This is a genomic window from Microbacterium sp. bgisy207, from assembly GCF_965345035.1.
In the GTDB taxonomy this organism is placed as follows: Bacteria; Actinomycetota; Actinomycetes; order Actinomycetales; family Microbacteriaceae; genus Microbacterium.
Genome location: NZ_CBDRMG010000004.1, coordinates 74,070 through 93,240, shown reverse-complemented (window position 1 = coordinate 93,240; position 19,171 = coordinate 74,070). Strand labels below are relative to the sequence as shown.

The window sequence follows — 19,171 nt, the reverse complement described above, 5'->3', positions numbered from 1 at the left end:
TCACTCGCCTCCCATCGGGCGAGTGGACGGACGTGTCGCATCGCTGCTCGACGATCCGTACAGGCGCATGACCGATTCTTCGAGGTCAGGCTCCTCGATCGACAGCTCGGCCACATGGAAGCGCGCCAGCGCCTTCACGAGCGGGTCGAGTTCACCCTCGATCGTGGCGTTCACGATCACCCGGTCATCCAGCGCACGGACCTCCGGAGGTGCGCTCGGCGAGAGGGGTGCGATCGTGGCGCGGACCGCGCGGGGGTCGGCATCCGTCAGCACAGCACGCACGCGGCGGACGGCGCCGAGCCGGAGCTCATCGACCGCGCCCATCGCGACGATCCGTCCGGCGCTGAGCACGGCGACCTCGTCGGCGGCCTGCTGGATCTCGCTGAGCACATGCGAGCTCAGCAGCACGGTCTGGCCGTTCTCGCGGGCCTCGTGCACGAGCCCCAGGAACTCGCGCTGCATGAGCGGGTCGAGTCCGCTCGTCGGCTCATCGAGGATCAGCAGGGGCGGCTCGTGCATGAACGCCTGGATGAGCCCGAGTTTCTGCTTGTTGCCCTTCGAGAGCGTACGGACGGGGCGGGTGAGGTCACAGGAGAAACGCTCCGCCAGCTGTGCGATGCGTCCGGGCGCCACGGGCCCCGACACGCTCGCATAGAAGTCGAGCAGGCGCCCGCCGGTTGCCCGCGCGTCCATCCGCAGCTCGCCCGGAACGTACCCGATCCGTCGGCGCAGCGCGGGCCCGCCCGCTCGCGGATCGCTTCCGAGCACGCGCGCAGAGCCGCTGGTCGGACGGATGATGTCGACCAGCATCCGGAGGGTCGTGGTCTTTCCGGCTCCGTTGGGGCCGATGAGGCCGAACACCGATCCGGCGGTGACCGAGAGGGTCAGGCCGTGGACGGCGGTGCGCCGGCCGTACTGCTTGCGCAGGTCTTTCAGTTCGATGGCAGGGGTCATTCCCCGCTCCTTTCGCGGAAGAGAAGTGTGTGTGTGGATCCCGACGTCAACGCGCCAGTGGCGGATCGGGATCCTGGTGAGGGTCGTTGTCGCCCTTGCCCGAAGGCGGACCGATCGGTCGCGCCAGCGCATCCCGCGCGGCGGTGAGGAGCCGGTCGTCGGCGTACAGGCCGTGCGTGTAGAGCTCGAGCAGCGGAAGGGTGAGGCGGCGCAGCAGCGTCTCGCTCAGACCTTCTTCGCCGAGGCTGCGTGACAGCTGCCGGCGCAGGAGCACCGGTGCGAGGCTGTACAGCGTCACCGCCGTGGCAGTCACATCCATGTCGGACTGCGGGCGCAGCATCCCCGCCGCGGCCTGCTGGTCGAGCAGTTCGCGTGTCGCGCTCGCGAGGGAATCGAACAGATCGTCGGCAGCAGAGGTGTCGGAGGCCAGCATCCGGGCCATGTAGTCCAGCATCGGGAGGTAGCGCTCGCGATCCGCGAGAGCGGCGCGCATCATCGCTGAGGCGCTCGCACCCGCGAGCCGACTCTTGTCGGTGACGAGGACCTGTACGACGTGTTCGTCGCATGCGGTCCGGAGCCCCTCCTTCGACCCGAAGTGATGCACGATCAGCGCGGCGCTCACCCCCGCGCGCCGCGCGATGTCACGCAGGCTCGCCCCGTCGAAGCCCCGCTCCGCGAACGTCGCGATGGCCGCGTCGCGGATGCGTGCGCGAGCGCTCGGGTCGGACCCTGACTCCATGAGGGAGACATTAAACAGTTGTTCAGTCCTCGTCAAGTGCATCGTGGAGTGGTGGTCCGCGCTCGCATGCGGGAGCCAATCTCAGGGCGAATGATGGCGTTCGACTGCCGCTCGCGCAACCCCCTGGGTCGTGTACACGGGTGCGGCTACCGTCGGGTTCGTTCGCGACACGACGGTCGCGCTCTGCGGAGAAAGGAGACACCCATGGGATTCATGGAAGACGCGAAGAAGAACGTCTCGGAGGCTGCGGAGAACACTGCTGAAGCCGTCCAGGAGGGCGTGGATCGCGCCAAGGACAAGGCGGAGGAGATGTCGGCCGAGGCTGACGTCAAGAAGGCCGAGGCCGAACGCGATGCCATCAAGGCACGCAACGACGTCAAGGAAGCTACCCGCGACTGACGTCCCCTGAGCCCGAAGGCCCGCGCAGAGTACTGCGTGGGCCTTCGATGTCTTCTGCGGCGGACGTCCGGGCGTGCCGGCTCCTTGGAGGGGCTGACGGGAATCGGCCACTGCGCCACTCCGCACGCCGCTGCGCGGCGCGCGGAGCCTCGGGCGCAGCGGGACCCCCCGCGGGCGGGATCGGTTCCTACGGCACCCACACGAATGCCCTCCCGCACCACCTGCGGTGGCACGTGAGGGCATTGGAGGGGCTGACGGGAATCGAACCCGCGCTGTCTGCTTGGGAAGCAGAAGTTCTGCCATTGAACTACAGCCCCACACGCCGAAGCGTCCAGCCAGCATACCAAGCGGTAGGAAACGCGGCAGTCCAAGCCCGGCGACATATCTCCGCAACCGTTCGGTGGCTGTGCGTACACCCAACGGAAAGGACGTGTGCATTCCGCTCTCGGATCATCGTCGCGTCCCGATCGCCTGCACGTCTCTGTGTGGATGACGGCTGGCCTGGAGGAAGCCATTGAGACGCCGCCTGAATGCGATTCCTCTGACCCTTAGCGTCGCGCTTGTCGTCGGAGGGTGTACAGCCGGGCTGGCGCCGTCGCCGACGCCGGAGCCGGTGGGAACCTACGAACGGATGCAGCCAGACTTCGAGGTGACCGGCGCGGTGGGCATCTCGATGGCGAGTGAGCCGGATGCCGTGGGGCGCGACTCCGGGGAACCGATAGCGGATCTTCTCACGCAGTGGGGCGCCGATGTCGAACTCGCCTACGCCTCCCGAAACGCGCAGACCCAAGAAGAGCAGATCGACGCGATGATCGACGCCGGTGTCGAGGTGCTTCTTGTGCAACCTGTCGATGAGTTCGGTCTCTCGGAGGTGCTGTCGCGGGCCGCAGGTGCGGACATCGCCGTGGTCGCATATGACCGGCTGGTTTGGAACACGCCCGACACAGACTTCTATGTCGGATTCGACAACTTCCAGGTTGCAGTCGACGTCGCGACCGCGACCCTGGCAGGCCTGGGACTTGCGAACGTGGATGGTGAACCGGCGACAGTTCCTCCGGACCCGGTGGCGGTCGAGGTGTTCGCGGGGCCAGCGAACGACGCGTTCTTCGGCTTCGGATTCAACGGGATGGTCAAGAAGGTCTTGGCGTTTGCGCAAGCGGACGGGAGGGTGTTCTTTCCTGCAGGCGACCCGACACCCGACGCATCCGCCACTGACATCGACAACGCAGGCGATATCGCCGACCGAGTGTCGGCGGTGACGCCCCAACTCGACAGCGGTGAGCCGCTCGGCATTGCGGCGATCAATAACGACATTGCAGCCGAGGTCATCGATGAACTCAAGCGCGATGGATACACACCCGGCGATAAGTGGCCGATCGTCGTGGGCGCCGGAGGCGGAGCCGACGGGTTGCGTGCCGTACGACGGGGCGACCAGTTCGCCACGATCCTGCTCGATGAGCGCGCCCTGCATGAGACAGCTGCGGCGGTCGCGGCATCCCTACTCAGCGGTGCTTTCCCCGAATCTCTCGACGTCGACGGATACGGATACAACAACGACGCCGAACTCGTCCCCACCTATCTCGTCGAGCCAGTCATCGTGACGCAGGCCAATCTCTCCCAGACAGTCTTCGGCAGCGGCTATCTGACACCTGGGGACCTCGACGGCTAACGGATAGGCTGGCCCCGTGCTGCTCTCGGACCGCGACATCCGCCAAGAAGTCCTATCCGGCCGAGTTTCGCTCGACCCGTGGGACGCAGAGATGGTGCAACCCTCGAGCGTCGACGTGCGGCTGGACCGCTACTTTCGGCTTTTCGACAACCACAAGTATCCCTACATTGATCCAGCGGTCGAGCAGCCGGATCTGACGCGCCTGATCGAAGTCCGCCCCGATGAGCCGTTCATCCTGCATCCAGGGGAGTTCGCCCTCGGATCAACATTCGAGCAGGTCAGCCTTCCAGACGACATCGCGGCGAGGCTGGAGGGCAAGTCATCGCTCGGTCGGCTCGGACTTCTCACCCACTCCACGGCGGGCTTCATCGACCCGGGTTTCTCCGGCCATGTGACTCTGGAGCTCTCTAACGTTGCGACGCTGCCGATTACCCTGTGGCCGGGGATGAAGATCGGCCAGCTGTGCTTCTTCCGGTTGTCGTCACCAGCTGAGAACCCCTACGGTTCGGGCCCGTACGGCAACCGCTATCAGGGCCAACGTGGACCTACCGCGTCGCGGTCGCATCAGAACTTCCACCGTACCGATGTCGGCGTGCGTGAGGATCGCGCCGGCAGCGCGTAGACCCCTCGGACAGCAATCGGACACCTGTTCATCACCCGCGCGAAAGCCCCTGGCTATCGCGGGCTCTGATGATCCCTCATGCAGGCGTCTCCCGCGCCGGCCCCCGGCGAAACCCCGGCCGGGATATCTCGGTGGTGGCCAAAGGATGCCGTGGGCGCTGTGGTTGTGGGCAACGACGCGGGTGTGGTCCCGAGCGCATCCGTCCTCCTCCGGACCTTCCCCTCGATTGAGGATCCGATGGTGCAGAAGTGGATCCGTTTTCGCAACGCCATTCTCGGTGACGCCCCCGTTGCTCTCGTAACGCCCCCGGGAAGTAAGAGTTTCAAGGCGACCAGCTCGGCCGCCCGTTCCTCCCGACTCAGCGACGGTGTGCTGTACTGGCGACTGGTCGCGAGCAACAACAGAGAACTGGGCCGTAGCGCGTTCCTCTATCAGAGCGTGGAGCACGCTCGACGCCATGTCGAACGCATCATGTCGGCCTCGGCAGAGTTGACGATCGACGCCGTGGCCGATCGGCCCGCGCTCCGCCGCGGCTGGGTGCTCTCTCTGGATGCGGCTCCCGTAATGACATCCGCGCGTTGGTATTCTTCCTCGTCCACAAGCGTGTCCTCCGCCATGTCGGCACTCGCCGCTTTGCAGGGAGCCCGGGTCCTGGTCGGGCCTGCCCGCGCAGCATCGACGACACGGCTCGAACATGACTCCATCGCTGGATGACGGCTTCGTCATGAGCGCGGCAGCGGACCTCATCTCCGGCCGCTTTCGCCTGACCGAGCTACTGGGCTCGGGGGGTTCGGCGTCGGTGTTCGCTGCGGTCGACGAGCGCTCCGGCAGCGAGGTCGCCCTCAAGCTCCTGCATCCGCACCTGACCGGGCGCCCCGCCGCACGCGCGTTCTTTCTCGCCGAGGCGGGCCGCGCGGGAACCCTCCGGCATCCGCGCATCGTCTCGGTCCTGGATGTCGGGGTGGATGAGGATCGCGACGAACCGGTGGTGTGGATCGCGCTGGAGCGGGCGCCCGGCGCGACGCTCGCTGAGCATGTCCGGCTCCGTGGACCCCTGGACCCTCAGGACGCGGTAGCCCTGGTGGATGCCGTCCTCGATGCACTGACGGCGGCGCATGAGATCGGGCTCGTCCACCGCGACATCTCGCCCTCCAACGTCATGTTCGACACGGATGCCGCGGGCCACGTCGATCTCGGCAGCATCCGGCTTCTCGACTTCGGCATCGCTGACGTCACAGGCGAAGCCGCCGTCGGCGCGGCAGAGCTGCTGAGCGTCGCCGAGGGTGACGGCGTCGGGGTGCTCGGCAACGCTCGGTACCTGTCCCCCGAGCAACTTCGCGGCGAGCCCGTGGACGAGCGCGGAGACGTCTACCAAGTGGGCGCCGTGCTATACTTCGCAATCGTCGGGCAGGCTCCCTTCGCGCGCACCTCGTCGATCGAGAGTGCCCGTGCCCACCTGGAGGCACCACCGCCGGTGCCGTCCGTCGCGCGGCCGGGCGTGCCGCGCTCGCTCGACCGCATCGTCGTGCGCGCGATGCTCAAGAGCCCCGATGACAGATTCGCGGATGCCGCGGCGATGCGCGCAGCCCTCGCCGCGGCACTGGTCCTGCCCGCCGCGGCAGCTGGAATGACGACGGCAGTGGCCCCGTCCACGCCCTCGACAGTCGATGCACGCGTCGATGAGCCGAGTCCCGCGGAGACCTCGACCGGCGTCACTCGAGTGATGGGCGCGACGTTGGCCACGCGCCGTGATCCGGTCGCCGTCGTCGACCCCTTCGCCGGTGTGCACAGGCACCGTCGCTCGGGCGGCATCGCGGTCATGAGCACGGTCGCCGCGGCCGTCATCCTCGGCGTCGGGATCTCCCTCGTCACCAGCCCGTCAGCTTCTGTCACGACGGACCCCACACCCACGTCCACGGCGGCGGCTCCGACTCCGACATCCGCGCCGACGGAGTCGCCTGCGACACGCGTGGAGGTCACGGTGCCGCCGGTTGAGCAGCTCAGCGTCCCCGAGGCGATCGCCGCGCTCGAGGCGGCGGGCCTGGTGCCCGGACCTGTCACCGAGTCCGACGGCCCTTGGCCGCAGGGGCGCGTGCTCCAGACCGAGCCGGCCGCACAGTCCCGCGTCGCGCGCGGCAGCGTTGTGTCGATCGTCGCGGCCTCGGGCTTTGCCGTGATCCCCGCCGTGGCGGGGCTCCTGCCCGCAGACGCGCTGCAGGCGGTGTCGGCGGCAGGCTTCGCTCCGACAGCGTCGAATACCGGCGCGACCGCGATCGTGGTCGGCACGAATCCCGCGGAGGGGAGCCGTCTGCCGGTAGGGTCGGCCGTCGCCCTCGTCGAGCGCGCCTCGAACCCGACCCCGACCCCCAGCCCGACCACTACAACGGCCCCGACGGCCCCTCCCCCCTCGCCTCCTGCCACCCCGACTCCGCAACCGACAGGGACTCCGTGATGACCGCCGTGTCTCCTGCCGCACACATCAGCGAAAGCGCGCCTTTGCACTCTCGACGCCTTGCGTTCACCGTCCGCGCTGAGGATCAGGCAGACAGCCGCGACGCTGCGTGCCTGCCCGCTCCGTCGCCTCGTCCGCTCCGTCCCTTGACGCGAGTTCACTGCCCCACTCCGGAGGATTCCCCGATGTCCGTCATGCGCTTCCTCGGTGGTCGCGCATGACCGAGCTTCGACCCTCCCGGGATGACGCCGTGACCGACCAGCTCGCGGGTCAGGATGACGGCCAGCACGTCACGGTCTTCGACGAAGTCGCGGATGTCTTCCTCGCCGACGAGGTCACCCAGATCGTCGACGAGCCAAGGCTCGAGCATCCGATCGATGGGGCCCGCTCCCTGAAGTCGAAGCCGAACAAGGCCGACAGCATCTTCCGCGCCGTCGCCTACGCCGCGGGCGGCGTGACTGTGGCGATCATGTTGGCGGTCGGCCTGTTCCTGTCGATCCGGGCGGGATCGGCGCTGCAGGTCGCGGGCATCGGATTCCTCTTCGAGCAGCAATGGAATCCCGAGGCCGGGCAGTTCGGCATCGGCGCGGTGCTGTTCGGCACGGTCTCGATCGCGATGATCGCCATCACGATCTCGCTCCCCCTGTCGCTGGGCACGTCGCTGCTCATCTCGGAGGTCCTCCGGGGACGCCTCAAGCAATGGGCGATCACGCTCGTCGACCTCATGGCGGCCGTTCCCAGTGTCGTCTTCGGCCTGTGGGGTGTGTTCTTCCTGCAGGAGAACATCATCCCCGTGTCGCAGTGGATCTCGACCTACTTCGCGTGGATCCCGATCTTCGCCGTCACGGGCGCCGACGGCACGCCGGCCACGGATGCCAGCGCCTTCACGTCATCCGCCTTCATCGCCGGCCTCGTGGTGTCGCTCATGATCGTCCCGACCCAGACCTCGATCATGCGCGAAGCGTTCATGCAGGCGCCGCCCGGGGAGCGGGAAGCGGCCTACGCCCTCGGGTCGACGCGGTGGGGCATGATCACCGCAGTCGTGCTGCCGTTCGGCCGAGGCGGCATCATCGGCGGGACGATGCTCGCCCTCGGGCGCGCGCTGGGCGAGACGATCGCGATCTACATGATCATCTCGCCGATCTTCTACATCAACTGGGAGGTGCTGAAGACGGGCAGCAACTCGATCTCGGCCCTCATCGCTCTTCGGTACGGCGAGGCCAGTGAGTTCGGCCTGTCGGCCCTGATGGCGGCCGGACTCGCCCTGTTCCTCATCACCCTCGTCATCAACTTCAGCGCGTCGTCCATCGTCGCCCGATCGCGCTCCGGCGCACAGACGGACGGCTGATGACCACGACGATCGACGCACCCGAGCTGGTGGAGCCTGCGACCGAGGAGGCCGTGCGCCGCACCGCGATTCCCGACCCCGGTGAGACCCCCACCGGCCCCCGCCGGAGTCTGCGCGGCGTGCGTATGGATGACGTGTACGCCGTCGTGGGCGCGCTGGCCGCGGCGATGGCAGCCGCCACCCTGATCTTCGGATGGATCGCCCCCCTCACCGGACCCATCGGCTGGGTGATCGTCGCCTTCCTGCTCTTCGTCCTCTTCTACGCGCTACTGATCGCCGTCAACGCCGACGGTCGTGAAGTCGTCGACCGCGTCATGACGGTCGTGCTCGCCAGCGCCGGCATGATCCTCCTCGGGGCGCTCGTCTTCGTCGTCCTGTTCGTCATCACCCGCGGCGCGGATGCCCTCTTCCACGTGAACTTCTTCACGCAGGACATGGAGTTCGCCGGCCCACTCGATGGCCTGGATGTCGGTGGTGTGTCCCACGCGATCATGGGAACGCTGATCCAGATCGGGATCGCCCTGAGCATCACGGTGCCGCTGGGCATCCTCACCGCGGTCTTCCTCAACGAGGTGGGCGGACCCTTCGCGCGGTTCGTGCGCACCGTCACCGATGCCATGACCGCGCTTCCCTCGATCATCGCGGGCCTGTTCGTGTACTCCGCGATCATCCTGCTCATCACCGGACAGCGCTCAGGCTTCGCTGCCGCGATGGCGATCACGGTGATGATGCTCCCGATCGTCGTGCGGGCGGCGGATGTCGTCCTGCGACTTGTCGCCGGAAACCTCCGTGAAGCCTCCTACGCGCTCGGCGCCTCCAAGTTCCGCACCGTGTGGCACGTCGTGCTCCCGACGGCCCGATCCGGCTTGGCCACGGCCGTCATCCTCGGCACCGCTCGCGGGATCGGCGAGACCTCGCCCGTCCTGCTGACTTCCGGTGTGACGGCCGTCATGAACCTCAACCCGTTCGAAGGCCCGATGATCTCCCTGCCCCTGCAGGTGTTCGACTTCGTGCGATCCCCGGAGCCGAACATGATCGCGCGCGGTTTCGGGGCGGCGGCGGTGCTGATGCTGCTCGTGCTCGCGCTGTTCGCGATCGCCCGCGTCATCGGCGGCCGCGGGCCGGGAGACCTGACGCCGCGGCAACAGCGCGCAGTGCTGCGCCGCTCCCAGAACGACGCCCTGCGCATGGATCGAGCCGCGCGCGCGAGGGCCATGTCTGCCACCCCGCCCCAGGAGGACACACCATGACACGCTGGCGCACCCGCATCGCCGGCCTGATGAGCCTCGTGCTCGTGGCCGGTCTTGCCGTCGCGACTGCTGCCCCGGCGCAGGCGGCAGGATTCGAACCCATCTCAGGCTCGGGTTCCACGTGGTCGCAGAACGCCCTGGACCAGTGGCGCTCCAACGTCGCCGCGAACTACGGTCTGACAGTCAACTTCTCGGGCGTGGGCTCCACTGCGGGTCGTCGCGACTTCATCGAGGGCACGGTCGACTTCGCCGTGAGCGAGATTCCGTTCCAGTCCGTCGCCGAACCCGGCGCTTCTCCCGAGGTGCCTTTCCCCGCCAACAAGCAGCGGGGATACGCCTACATGCCGATCGTCGCGGGCGGCACGGCGTTCATGTACCACCTCGTGATCGGCGGGAAGCGCGTCACGAACCTGCGCCTCTCGGGTGAGGTCATCACGAAGATCTTCACCGGCAAGATCACCAAGTGGAACGACCCCGCGATCAAAGCGGACAACCCGGGCCTCGCGCTTCCCGACAAGACCGTGACCCCGATCATCCGCTCGGACGGCTCGGGGACGACGGCCCAGTTCACGCTCTGGATGTCGAAGCAGCACTCTGCGCTGTGGAGCGAGTTCGCGGCATCCGTCGGTCGGGGCCCCGGGCTCACCTCGCAATATCCGCTCTTCCCCGGCGCCAAGGGCCAGACGGGATCGAACGGCGTCTCTGGGTACGTGGCACAGGCCTACGGCGAGGGAGCGATCACTTACGTGGAGACCTCGTACGCGATCGAGCAGGGCTTTCCCGTGGCCAAGGTGCTCAACAAGTCGGACTACTATGTCGAGCCCACCTCGGAGGCGGTCGCGGTCGCGCTGCTGTCGGCTCAGATCAACACCGACCCCAGCTCGCCCGACTACCTCACTCAGATTCTCGACGGGGTGTATAACAGCGGCGACCCCCGGGCGTATCCGCTCTCTAGCTACTCATACATGATTGTCCCGACAGAGGTGAAGACGAGCGCCGCCGCGACATTCACCGAGGCCAAGGGCGCCTCTCTCGGCACGTTCGCCAGCTACTTCCTCTGTGAGGGGCAGCAGCAGGCCGGACCCCTCGGTTACTCGCCGCTGCCGATGAATCTCGTTCTCGCAGGCTTCGAGCAGATCAAGCGAATCCCGGGAGCGGGCGGCGCCAACGTCGATCCGAACAAGTGCAACAACCCGACTTTTTCCCCCGGAGACAACCCATCGAGCAATCGGCTCGCTGCAACCGCTCCGCAGCCCGCCGCGTGCGACAAACGCGGATCCGACCAGTGCACCAGTGGCACCGCAGGTGCCAAGGATCCGACCGACGTCTCGGGTTCGGGCTCGGGAGGCACGTCCTCGAACACGGCGGGCGCCACCACGACCACGGGAGGCGCGACCTCGGGCACCGCCGCGGGTGCCGACGTCCTTTATGACGAGTACGGAAACGTGATAAGCGGGACCGGCACTGCCGGAAGTGCCAACGTCGTCGCGTCGCCCTACACGGTGGAGGCCACCGGGTGGGGGTGGCAGCAGTCGACGATGTTGGGCGCAGTGCTGCTCCTGCTCGCCGCGGTGATCACCCCGCCGCTCGTCATCCGTGTCGTACGACGAGGAAACGGAGCCGGTCGGTGAGTGCGGGGTCTGTCATGGCGCCTCGCCGTGCGCGACGCCGCCAGCAACGGCGCCTTGCCTTGCGCGCCTTAGTGACGGGCATGGTCACGGCGCTGGCCGTGGGTGGCGTGATCGGAACGCTGCCCGCGCTCGTCTCCGCTCCGTCCGCGGCCGCGCAGGACGCTGTTCCGACCGGCACCCCGACGCCCGACCCGACCGACACCCCGACGCCCGACCCGACCGGCACCCCGGCCACCGGCGTGACCAAGACCGCGGATGACGCTCTGGTGAGCGAGGGATCACCGTTCCCCGACCTTTCGGTGACCGTCTCCCAGACGCAGGACCTCGTCCAACAGGGCATCCGCGTCAGCTACAGCAACGGTGCAGGACTCGCGAGTCAGGCGCCTGGCTCGGGGTCGGGCGGCGCCAACTACCTGCAGATCGCGCAGTGCTGGGGAGAGGATCCGGCCAACCCGGGCCATCCCGACCGGCGCACATGCCAGTACGGGGGCACGGTCGGCATCGGCGCCACCCGAGATGGCACTGTCCTTCCCACACGGGTGAAGGACCAAGATCAGGTCCACACGGCGACGTACCGCATCCTCGGTCGGGAGGAGTCGTACACCGCGATCCCGTTCGTCGGCTACAACCCTGCCGGCAAGACCGACGAGACCGCAGGCGAGGAGTTCGTCGTCAACGCCATCGAGTCCGTGAACGGGGTGAATCGGCAGAAGACGGGCGACAACGCCGTCGACGTCAACACGAACCGCTTCTTCACGCAGTACACCACCAATGAGATCGCGTGGGCTCCCTTCGCTGCCGATGGCACGGGGTCGGTGCCCTTCGAGATACAGACGGTGGCTCAGTCGACCGGTCTCAGCTGCGGTCTGCCGCAAACCCTCGACACCGGTGCGGTCGTGGGCAAGTCGTGCTGGCTCGTTGTGATCCCCCGTGGTTCGGATAGTGGGACATCCTCCACGACGCAGTCCGGACTGTGGTGGGATTCCTGGCAGCATCACATTGCGTTCGAGCTCGATTTCAAGCCCGTCGGCGTGCGCTGTGAGCTCGGACAGGCCGAGAAGCAGGTCGCCGGAAGCGAGATGATCTCGCGGGCTATGCAGTCGTGGCAGCCACAGCTGTGCACCCTGGAAAACGGCGCACCATTCGTCCTCAGAGATGCCAACGAAGCCGATGCGCTGGTCGATGCATCGCGGACGACATCCACGGCCCTGGCGATCACGACGCGCCCGCTCGATCTCGACCAGACGGCGTACACCACCGATCCGGTCGTCTACGCGCCTCTTGCCTTCGGTGCGGTGACAGTGTCGTTCTCCATTGACCGCAATCCCAGTTCGACTAACGCAACGGCCGACCAGCTCTCCCGAGCGCGGCTCCCGATGACGGCGATGAACCTGACGCCGCGATTGCTCGCAAAGCTCCTCACGGCGTCGTACTACGATGCCGTTCCCGCCGGCGCCGGTGCCGACAAGTCGCACCTCAATCTTGTGAATCGGGCGACGGGTCTGCGCACCTCCACCCCCGCACCCAGGAATCTGCTGTTCGATCCAGACTTCCGTGCCGTGAACGATCCCGAGTGGGCTGTCCAGGCCCTCGGTGACATCTCGATCTCGGACGCTCTCATGCCCAATGGGCGCTCGGACCTCGCATACCGGGTGTGGGAGTACATCCTCGCGGACTATGAAGCTCGGGAATGGCTGGCGGGGAAGCCCGACCCCTGGGGTATGACGGTCAATCCCTGGTACTCGACGAGCGACACCGTCAATCCCACCGGTCGCGGCCTTGTGCTGCCCGCCGAGAACTTCCCGAAGGCGGACCCGACCGAGAAGGTCGACGACACCACCTCCCCGGGCGGATCCGGACCGATCAACCTGGTCACCTGGCGTCCGTTCACGAGCGGATTCGCCGACGGGGCCTACCTAGTGCTGCGCGGCGACGGCAAGACGTTGGGTGCGTGGAACGGTCTGGCAACTCCCCCCCGTTACACGACGGAGCCGAAGAAGAACCTCGGGCTGCAGGCAGTGATCGCTCTGTCGACGTCGCCAGCGGCATCCCAGTACCAGACGATCACCGCCGCGCTGCAGAATCAGGCTGGAGCGTTTGTCGCCCCGAACACGGTGGGCCTTCAGGCCGCCCGCGATCTCATGACGCCTGTCGAGGATCAGCCCGCGGTCTTCGAGCTGGACTTCGCTGACGAGAAAGTCCGCGCCTCATCGGACGCCTATCCGCTGACGGTACCTCTCTACGCCGCACTCAATCCCGACCAGGAGGGGAAAGAGACGCGCGCCTCGTACGCGGCGTTCATCCGCTATGCCGTGACCGAGGGGCAGACTCCGGGCACCGACCGCGGTGATCTGCCGCCGGGCTATGCGCCTCTCACTGCGGCGCAGGCATCTCAGGCGCTGACCTCCGCGACGATCATCGAGAATGGGCGGCCCCCGACACCGACGCCGACTCCGACCGCGTCGACGCCCCCTCCCTCGACGACAACGACCACATCAGGTGGCTTCGTCTCCACGCCGCCATCCACCCCCGTCACGCCGTCCGAGACGGCGCCGGAGCAGGGGGGCGAGGTGACGTTCCAGCCCGCGGGAACGACGCCCGCCGATCCCGAGACGCCACTGGGCGCAGCGGCCATTCCCATCGGCCTCGCGGCGGGTGTGGCGGCGGCCATTGCGGTGCCGCTCATCTCGCGGTTCCGCGCGCGCGTCTGACGTCCGCCGTCACGGCGTCGATGACGGCACCTCCCGGGACTCCTCTAGACAGCGCACTGTCAACGTCCCCTTAGTCGAATACTCCCGGTTTGTTCACCTGGAGCGCCGAACCTCAGAAACGGCTTGGAATCTCCTTGCCGCCAGCCCGGAGCCACCCGCCCGAAAGGTGCAGTGTGGGCCGGATCCCCACACAGAAGAGGACCCCGTGAAGAAGCAGATTATTGGTGGTGCCGCCGCCATCGGCGTCGTCGCCTCGCTCGTTCTCGCCGCACCCGCGGCCTACGCCGAGCCCGTCGGTGACGGGTACGTTGTCGTCGGATCCGACACCCTTGAGATCGCGATGGACCTGCTTGCCAACGGCACCAACGCGAGCGGTGCTCCCGTGCGCGTTCTTGGAGCCGACGGCAGCACCGTCGACAACTTCGCCGCCGCGCCTAGCGGCGTTAACCTGCCCGGCGGAAAGATCGTTGGCAAGCCCTTCGGCACCCCCTTCCTCCGCCCCAACGGCTCGAGCGACGGCCACCGCGCTCTCTCGCGCTCGATCGACGGCACCGTCTGGAAGGACGGCTCGATCATCACCGGTCAGGTCGACATCGCTCGCTCGTCGAGCACTCCGTCCGGCGCCAACGCCAACGGCCCCGTGGCGGCTGTCCCGTTCGGTCGTGACGCACTGGGGTACGCATCCAACAACGTTGCCCTGAGTGGCCTCACGTCCTCGCAGATCGAGCAGCTCTTCGAGTGCACCCTCGACCCCAACTCGACGATCAACGGCGTCCGCGTCGGCGACATCGTCCCGGTGATCCCGCAGAGCGGGTCGGGCACGCGTGAGAGCTTCCTCTCGATGCACAGCATCAGCCCCCTCGGCGCCTGTGTCGCGACTGGTCAGGAGCACGAGACCCGCTACATCTACAGCGACACCACCGCCACGGTCCAGGTTCCGATCGGCAACACCACGACCGAGGTGAAGGGCACCACGGGCACGACGGTGTCCACCGGCTTCCCCGCGTCGGTGGTCACCGCCATGTCGGCGATGCAGTGGATCATCCAGAAGAACATCCCCGCGTACAACCGCATTGGCGCGGGCTTCGAGATCTACTCGCAGGTCCCGACGGCCCCCACGCCCGTCGACGTCAACAACGGCGTGTTCGTCCCGAACAGCGCGTTTTACGCGTCGGCCGCCGGCCGTGACACGACCCTGCTGGTGGAGTACGCCCGCATCGACGAGAACGACGCCAAGTACGACGCCGTCCTCGCTGATCTGATGAGCGGCGACAAGCTCGGCGACGTCACGACCTCGTTCCTGCCCTCCGACGTGATGTCGGCCAAGCAGGCGCTGGGCTTCGGTGTGCCGAACTCCACCACCGTCAACCGCTACAACCTCCGCGCCAACTAAGCGCTGCACAACAGGAGACAAGGGACATGAACTCGAAGAAGTTCTTCTCGCGCGCGGCTATCGCGGGTGTGGCTGCTGCTGCTCTCGTGGTGACCGGTGCGACGGGTGCCTCGGCCGCTGAGGGTCGCGATTCCGGTGACGGACGCACCCTCGAGCAGCCGCAGAGCAACGGTTCGCTCGACACGTACTTCCTGCTCGATGGGGGCACGGGTGCGTACGTCGAAACCGACACTGACAACGACGGATGGCTCGACACGGCGTTCGCGCCGTCGAAGAACCTGGTCGCTGTCGGCAACAACAACGGCACCGTCGGCCAGGCCGCGACCTACGCGGCGATGGACCCGGCGATCGTCACCGGTGGCGACGACACGTGGGACCAGCTGTATGTCGTGCTCGATGACGACATCTCGGCCGGTCGCTCGAGCTGGAGCGCGTGGACGCAGTCCTCGGCGATCAACCGCAAGGCCGCAGCGTTCACCAGCCTTACCCTGACGGGCAAGACGGGTGGATCGCCGGGCATCAACGCGGTTCTCGCTGCGGGTGGTCAGTTCCAGCACGGTCTGGTGTTCACCAAGAACAACGGTCAGACCGTTGTCGGCGCGATCTACCGCACGGTGGACATCACGGCCGGTGGCACTTACCGCATCTCCGCGGTGGAGTACCACGCCGCTGCCGCGCCCGACTTCGCGAACTACGCCGCGACGGCCGGCGCGACGGCGACGCTGCGCAACGGCAACCTGGAGCTCGCTGCCACGGCGGCGAACGCGGGCAAGACGGTCGACATCTGGGTCGAGGGGCAGTCCTCCCCGACTCACACGGATGTCGTCCTGGATGCCTCGGGTGAGGCCATCGTGACCTCCGCGATCGCCTCGGGTGCGCGTATCGCGGTTGTCGAGGGCGAGACGGTCGTCGCGTGGGTCACCACCGCCGACTACGTCGTCTCCGAGCCGACCGACGCCACCGACGCTGCCACCAAGGTGACCATCGCAGCGCCGGCGGAGGGTGTGACCACGGTCGTCATCCCCGCGGGTGTGGCCAACGCCAACCAGACGTTCACCGCGTTCGGCTGGTCCAACCCGGTCAACCTCGGCCAGGTCACGACCGACGCCAACGGTGACGTGACCGTCGACGCTGCGGCGCTCGGCGTCGGCGAGCACACGATCGCGCTCGTCGACGGCTCCGGTGACATCGTCGCCTGGGGCACCGCCGAGTTCTCCTCCTCCACCACGGGCCAGACCGATGTCACGGTTGACGTGACCGTGTCGGGGATCTTCTCGCTGACGGGTGTCGCCGCGTCGGTGGACCTGGGTGACGTCAAGCGTGGCGAGTCCACGACGGCGGCTCTCGGTGCCTTCACGGTGACGGATGACCGGGCCCTGCTGCCCGGTTGGACGCTGAACGCCTCGTCCACGCCGTTCGTCAACGCGTCGGCAGGCAACGACCAGATCGCCGCCTCGGCCCTCTCGATCGCTCCGGCGATCGTGTCGGGTGAGTCGACCGGTCTGACCGTTCCCGGCTCACCGCTGGCTGGTTCGGGTCTGTTCGCCGAGGGTGCGCTGAACTCGTCCACCCTGGAGGCGGGCACCACGTTCAACGCCGACCTCACCTTCGCCGCTCCCGCGTCGGCCAAGGCCGGGACCTACTCGTCGACCCTGACGCTGACCCTGGTCTCGAAGTAATTCCGGATGCCGGCCTCCGCCGGCGCCCCTAGAGAACCCTGTGCGGGGAGTCGCATCACGGCTCCCCGCACAGGGACAGGGGTTCCTCCTGCTGCAGCCATCGAAAGGACCCGGTGCTCGGAGTGGCTCTTCGTCCCGGTAGGGCACGTGGCGTGATCGTCGCGGCTCTCGCCGCAGCGCTCGTCCTGGGCGGCGCGCTCCCTGCTTCCGCCGACGACCCGCCTCCCCCGGTCTCAGGTGCGGGATCCGACGCTGTGAACGACATTCTGGACCGTTGGCGATGGGATGTCGCGACATCCTCCGGTCTCACCGTGAACTACTCGGGCATCGGTTCCCTCGCGGGTCGAGCGTACTTCCACGCAGGATGGGTCGACTTCGCGCTGGACGCGCAACCGTCCGTCCCGGCGTCGGGTGGCAGTGCGCCAGAGAGCCGGTCCCACGCGGGCGTGCCCGCCGTTGGCAGCGGGCTCGCGCTGGCCTACCAGCTGTGGGCCGACGGCACGTGGATCACCGACCTCCGGCTGTCGAGCTCGACGATCGCGGGGATCTTCACCGGCACGATCACCGCCTGGAACGATCCGGCCGTTCAGGCGGACAACCCCGGGGTAGCTCTCCCCGCCACCCCTGTCGTCCCGGTCCTCCGCAGGGATTACTCCGCCACGACGTTGCTGCTCACGGAGTGGCTCGCGGCCGAGCAGCCCGCCGCGTGGTCGGCATTCACCGTCGCGAACGGGATGCCCGACGCGCCCGCCGCGGTGCTCCCCGTGTTTCCGGGAGCCCGCGACTTGGCGGGTTCCTACGGTGTCGCAGGCTACGTTGACCAGGTCTACGGCGCTGGTGCGATCACCTACGTCGAGAACGCCTACGCCCAGGAGCTCGGACTCACGGTCGCGCAGGTGCAGAACGCGTCAGGAGCTTTTGTGCCACCTGCGCCGCAGGCCGTGACGGCTGCGCTGCGCAGCGCGCGCATCGATCGCGACCCGATGTCGCCCGGGTACGGCAGCCCCGACTTCCAGCCCGTCTTTGACTCCACCGACCCACACGCGTATCCCCTCTCCCACTACTCGGAGATCCTGCTCCCCACCCAGGAGAGCACGCACTTCAGCGCATCCAAGGGTGCTGCCCTCACCGCGTTTACCGCCCAGGCCCTGTGTGCCGGCCAACAGTGGGCCGCGCCACTCGGATACGCCGCACTCCCGATGAACCTCGTGGCGCACGGCTTCACCGAACTCGCGCGCATCCCCGGGTCGACAGTGGCACTCGATGTCGCAACCTGCGCCAACCCCGCGAACACGGGCGGAGCGATCTCGCCCCTCTTCGGTGAGTTCGACTCCACCGCGGGGGCGTCGGCGACCGTCGTGAACGGCAACCTCGTCATCCGCGCGACCCCCGCGCACGCCGGAGCCACCGTGGATGTCTGGGTCGAAGGCGAAGCGACGCCCCGCCACACGGGTGTCGCGCTGAACACCTCGGGGTCGGCCACCCTGAGCTCGACGGTGCCGGCGGGCCGGAAGGTCGCGCTGACGCAGGGGACATCCGTCCTTGCGTGGCTGTCCACGGCGGATGTCGAGTACCTCGAACCTTCTGACGCGACGCACGCTGCCACGAAGGTGACGATCCCCACTCCCGCGCCGGGCACCACCTCGGTGACGATCCCGGCGGGGGCAGCCCAGGCGAATCAGACCTTCAGTGCGCTGGGATGGTCGACCCCCACGTCTCTCGGCCAGGTCACGACCGATGGCACGGGAGCGGCGACGATCGATGCTTCGGCGCTCGGCCTCGGAGACCACACGATCGCCCTGGTCGACGGGTCGGGCGAGTACGTGGCGTGGGGAACGGCGACCTTCACCGCCGCGCCCGCCGAAGGCGACCTCGAGGTCAATGTCACGGCGACCGGCGTCTTCTCCCTCACCGGTGTCGCGACCTCGGTCAATCTCGGCGACGTCCAGCGCGGAGAAGTGACCTCGGCGGCCCTGCCGAACTTCACCGTCATCGATGACCGAGCCCTTCTTCCCGGATGGACGCTGACGGCGGCGGTCGATACGTTCATCAACGGTGCCGCGGGTGGCGACCAGATTCCCGCATCGGCCCTCTCGATCGCGCCGGCGATCGTGTCGGGCGAGTCGGCCGGTCTGAGCCTTCCCGGTTCGCCGTTGACTGGCTCGGGCGTCTTTGCCGAGGGTGCGTTGAACTCCTCGACGTTGGAGGCGGGCACGGTATTCAACGCCCTGCTCAGTTTCGCGGCGCCTGCGACGGCGAAGGCTGGCACCTATACCTCCACACTCACCCTCACGCTGGTTTCGAAGTAGCGGGTCACCCGCCGG

At 67.6% G+C, this 19,171-nt stretch carries 14 protein-coding genes and 1 tRNA gene; 12 read left to right on the top strand and 3 right to left on the bottom strand.

All coding sequences use genetic code 11. The annotated features are described in order from the left end of the window. Together ACSGC5_RS04905 and ACSGC5_RS04900 are read right to left on the bottom strand one after the other, a co-directional pair. Positions 1-954, bottom strand: coding sequence for an ABC transporter ATP-binding protein (locus ACSGC5_RS04905; RefSeq protein ID WP_434969507.1), 954 nt, complete (start codon positions 952-954; stop codon positions 1-3). A gap of 46 nt (positions 955-1,000) precedes the next feature. Next, positions 1,001-1,693 carry a TetR/AcrR family transcriptional regulator gene (locus ACSGC5_RS04900; protein ID WP_434969505.1) on the bottom strand — a complete coding sequence of 231 codons (693 nt, stop codon included), beginning with the start codon at positions 1,691-1,693 and terminating at the stop codon, positions 1,001-1,003. A gap of 204 nt (positions 1,694-1,897) precedes the next feature. Here ACSGC5_RS04900 and ACSGC5_RS04895 point away from each other — a divergent pair, with 204 nt between their 5' ends. Then, a complete protein-coding gene (locus tag ACSGC5_RS04895; RefSeq protein WP_434969504.1) occupies positions 1,898-2,092 on the top strand; it encodes a hypothetical protein in 195 nt (64 codons plus the stop codon). 243 nt (positions 2,093-2,335) lie between these two features. Here the strand turns inward: ACSGC5_RS04895 and ACSGC5_RS04890 are convergent. Beyond that, a tRNA-Gly gene (locus tag ACSGC5_RS04890) sits at positions 2,336-2,409 on the bottom strand. 296 nt (positions 2,410-2,705) lie between these two features. On the opposite strand from ACSGC5_RS04890, the gene ACSGC5_RS04885 reads away from it, so the two are divergent. The 11 genes from ACSGC5_RS04885 to ACSGC5_RS04835 all read left to right on the top strand — a co-directional run bounded on the left by ACSGC5_RS04885 (position 2,706) and on the right by ACSGC5_RS04835 (position 19,156). Further along, positions 2,706-3,761, top strand: a complete 1,056-nt coding sequence (locus ACSGC5_RS04885; RefSeq protein WP_434969503.1) for a substrate-binding domain-containing protein — start codon at positions 2,706-2,708, stop codon at positions 3,759-3,761. A 16-nt stretch (positions 3,762-3,777) separates the two neighbouring features. Next, positions 3,778-4,383 (top strand): dCTP deaminase, encoded by a 606-nt coding sequence (dcd, locus tag ACSGC5_RS04880; RefSeq protein ID WP_434969502.1) that lies wholly within the window; start codon positions 3,778-3,780, stop codon positions 4,381-4,383. Positions 4,384-4,533: 150 nt separating this feature from the next. Beyond that, a complete protein-coding gene (locus ACSGC5_RS04875) occupies positions 4,534-5,097 on the top strand; it encodes a hypothetical protein (protein ID WP_434969501.1) in 564 nt (187 codons plus the stop codon). Continuing rightward, entirely contained in the window at positions 5,078-6,835 is a 1,758-nt protein-coding gene (locus ACSGC5_RS04870; protein WP_434969500.1) for a protein kinase domain-containing protein, read from the top strand. The genes ACSGC5_RS04875 and ACSGC5_RS04870 overlap by 20 nt, the downstream gene beginning before the upstream one ends. A gap of 217 nt (positions 6,836-7,052) precedes the next feature. After that, positions 7,053-8,183 (top strand): phosphate ABC transporter permease subunit PstC, encoded by a 1,131-nt coding sequence (pstC, locus tag ACSGC5_RS04865; RefSeq protein WP_434969499.1) that lies wholly within the window; start codon positions 7,053-7,055, stop codon positions 8,181-8,183. Continuing rightward, on the top strand, positions 8,183-9,433 hold the full coding sequence (gene pstA, locus ACSGC5_RS04860) for a phosphate ABC transporter permease PstA (protein ID WP_434969497.1): 1,251 nt from the start codon (positions 8,183-8,185) through the stop codon (positions 9,431-9,433). The genes pstC and pstA overlap by 1 nt, the downstream gene beginning before the upstream one ends. Beyond that, entirely contained in the window at positions 9,430-11,064 is a 1,635-nt protein-coding gene (gene pstS, locus ACSGC5_RS04855; RefSeq protein ID WP_434969496.1) for a phosphate ABC transporter substrate-binding protein PstS, read from the top strand. Before pstA ends, pstS begins: the two co-directional genes overlap by 4 nt. Positions 11,065-11,144: 80 nt before the next feature. Then, positions 11,145-13,775 carry a hypothetical protein gene (locus ACSGC5_RS04850; RefSeq protein WP_434969495.1) on the top strand — a complete coding sequence of 877 codons (2,631 nt, stop codon included), beginning with the start codon at positions 11,145-11,147 and terminating at the stop codon, positions 13,773-13,775. Positions 13,776-13,980: 205 nt separating this feature from the next. Then, positions 13,981-15,168, top strand: a complete 1,188-nt coding sequence (locus tag ACSGC5_RS04845; RefSeq protein ID WP_434969494.1) for a hypothetical protein — start codon at positions 13,981-13,983, stop codon at positions 15,166-15,168. Between the two features lie 26 nt (positions 15,169-15,194). Further along, positions 15,195-16,847 (top strand): hypothetical protein, encoded by a 1,653-nt coding sequence (locus tag ACSGC5_RS04840; RefSeq protein ID WP_434969493.1) that lies wholly within the window; start codon positions 15,195-15,197, stop codon positions 16,845-16,847. A gap of 152 nt (positions 16,848-16,999) precedes the next feature. Further along, the gene (locus ACSGC5_RS04835; protein WP_434969491.1) at positions 17,000-19,156 is read left to right on the top strand and encodes a substrate-binding domain-containing protein; all 2,157 of its coding nucleotides are present in this window, start codon (positions 17,000-17,002) and stop codon (positions 19,154-19,156) included. Positions 19,157-19,171 lie beyond the last annotated feature (15 nt).

Excerpts from the sequence above, each read along its gene's own strand:
- ACSGC5_RS04905 (WP_434969507.1), bottom strand. The coding sequence starts at position 954 with ATGACCCCTGCCATCGAACTGAAAGACCTGCGCAAGCAGTACGGCCGG.
- ACSGC5_RS04900 (WP_434969505.1), bottom strand. The coding sequence starts at position 1,693 with ATGGAGTCAGGGTCCGACCCGAGCGCTCGCGCACGCATCCGCGACGCG.
- ACSGC5_RS04895 (WP_434969504.1), top strand. The coding sequence starts at position 1,898 with ATGGGATTCATGGAAGACGCGAAGAAGAACGTCTCGGAGGCTGCGGAG.
- ACSGC5_RS04870 (WP_434969500.1), top strand. The coding sequence starts at position 5,078 with ATGACTCCATCGCTGGATGACGGCTTCGTCATGAGCGCGGCAGCGGAC.
- pstC (WP_434969499.1), top strand. The coding sequence starts at position 7,053 with ATGACCGAGCTTCGACCCTCCCGGGATGACGCCGTGACCGACCAGCTC.
- pstA (WP_434969497.1), top strand. The coding sequence starts at position 8,183 with ATGACCACGACGATCGACGCACCCGAGCTGGTGGAGCCTGCGACCGAG.
- pstS (WP_434969496.1), top strand. The coding sequence starts at position 9,430 with ATGACACGCTGGCGCACCCGCATCGCCGGCCTGATGAGCCTCGTGCTC.
- ACSGC5_RS04850 (WP_434969495.1), top strand. The coding sequence starts at position 11,145 with ATGGTCACGGCGCTGGCCGTGGGTGGCGTGATCGGAACGCTGCCCGCG.
- ACSGC5_RS04840 (WP_434969493.1), top strand. The coding sequence starts at position 15,195 with ATGAACTCGAAGAAGTTCTTCTCGCGCGCGGCTATCGCGGGTGTGGCT.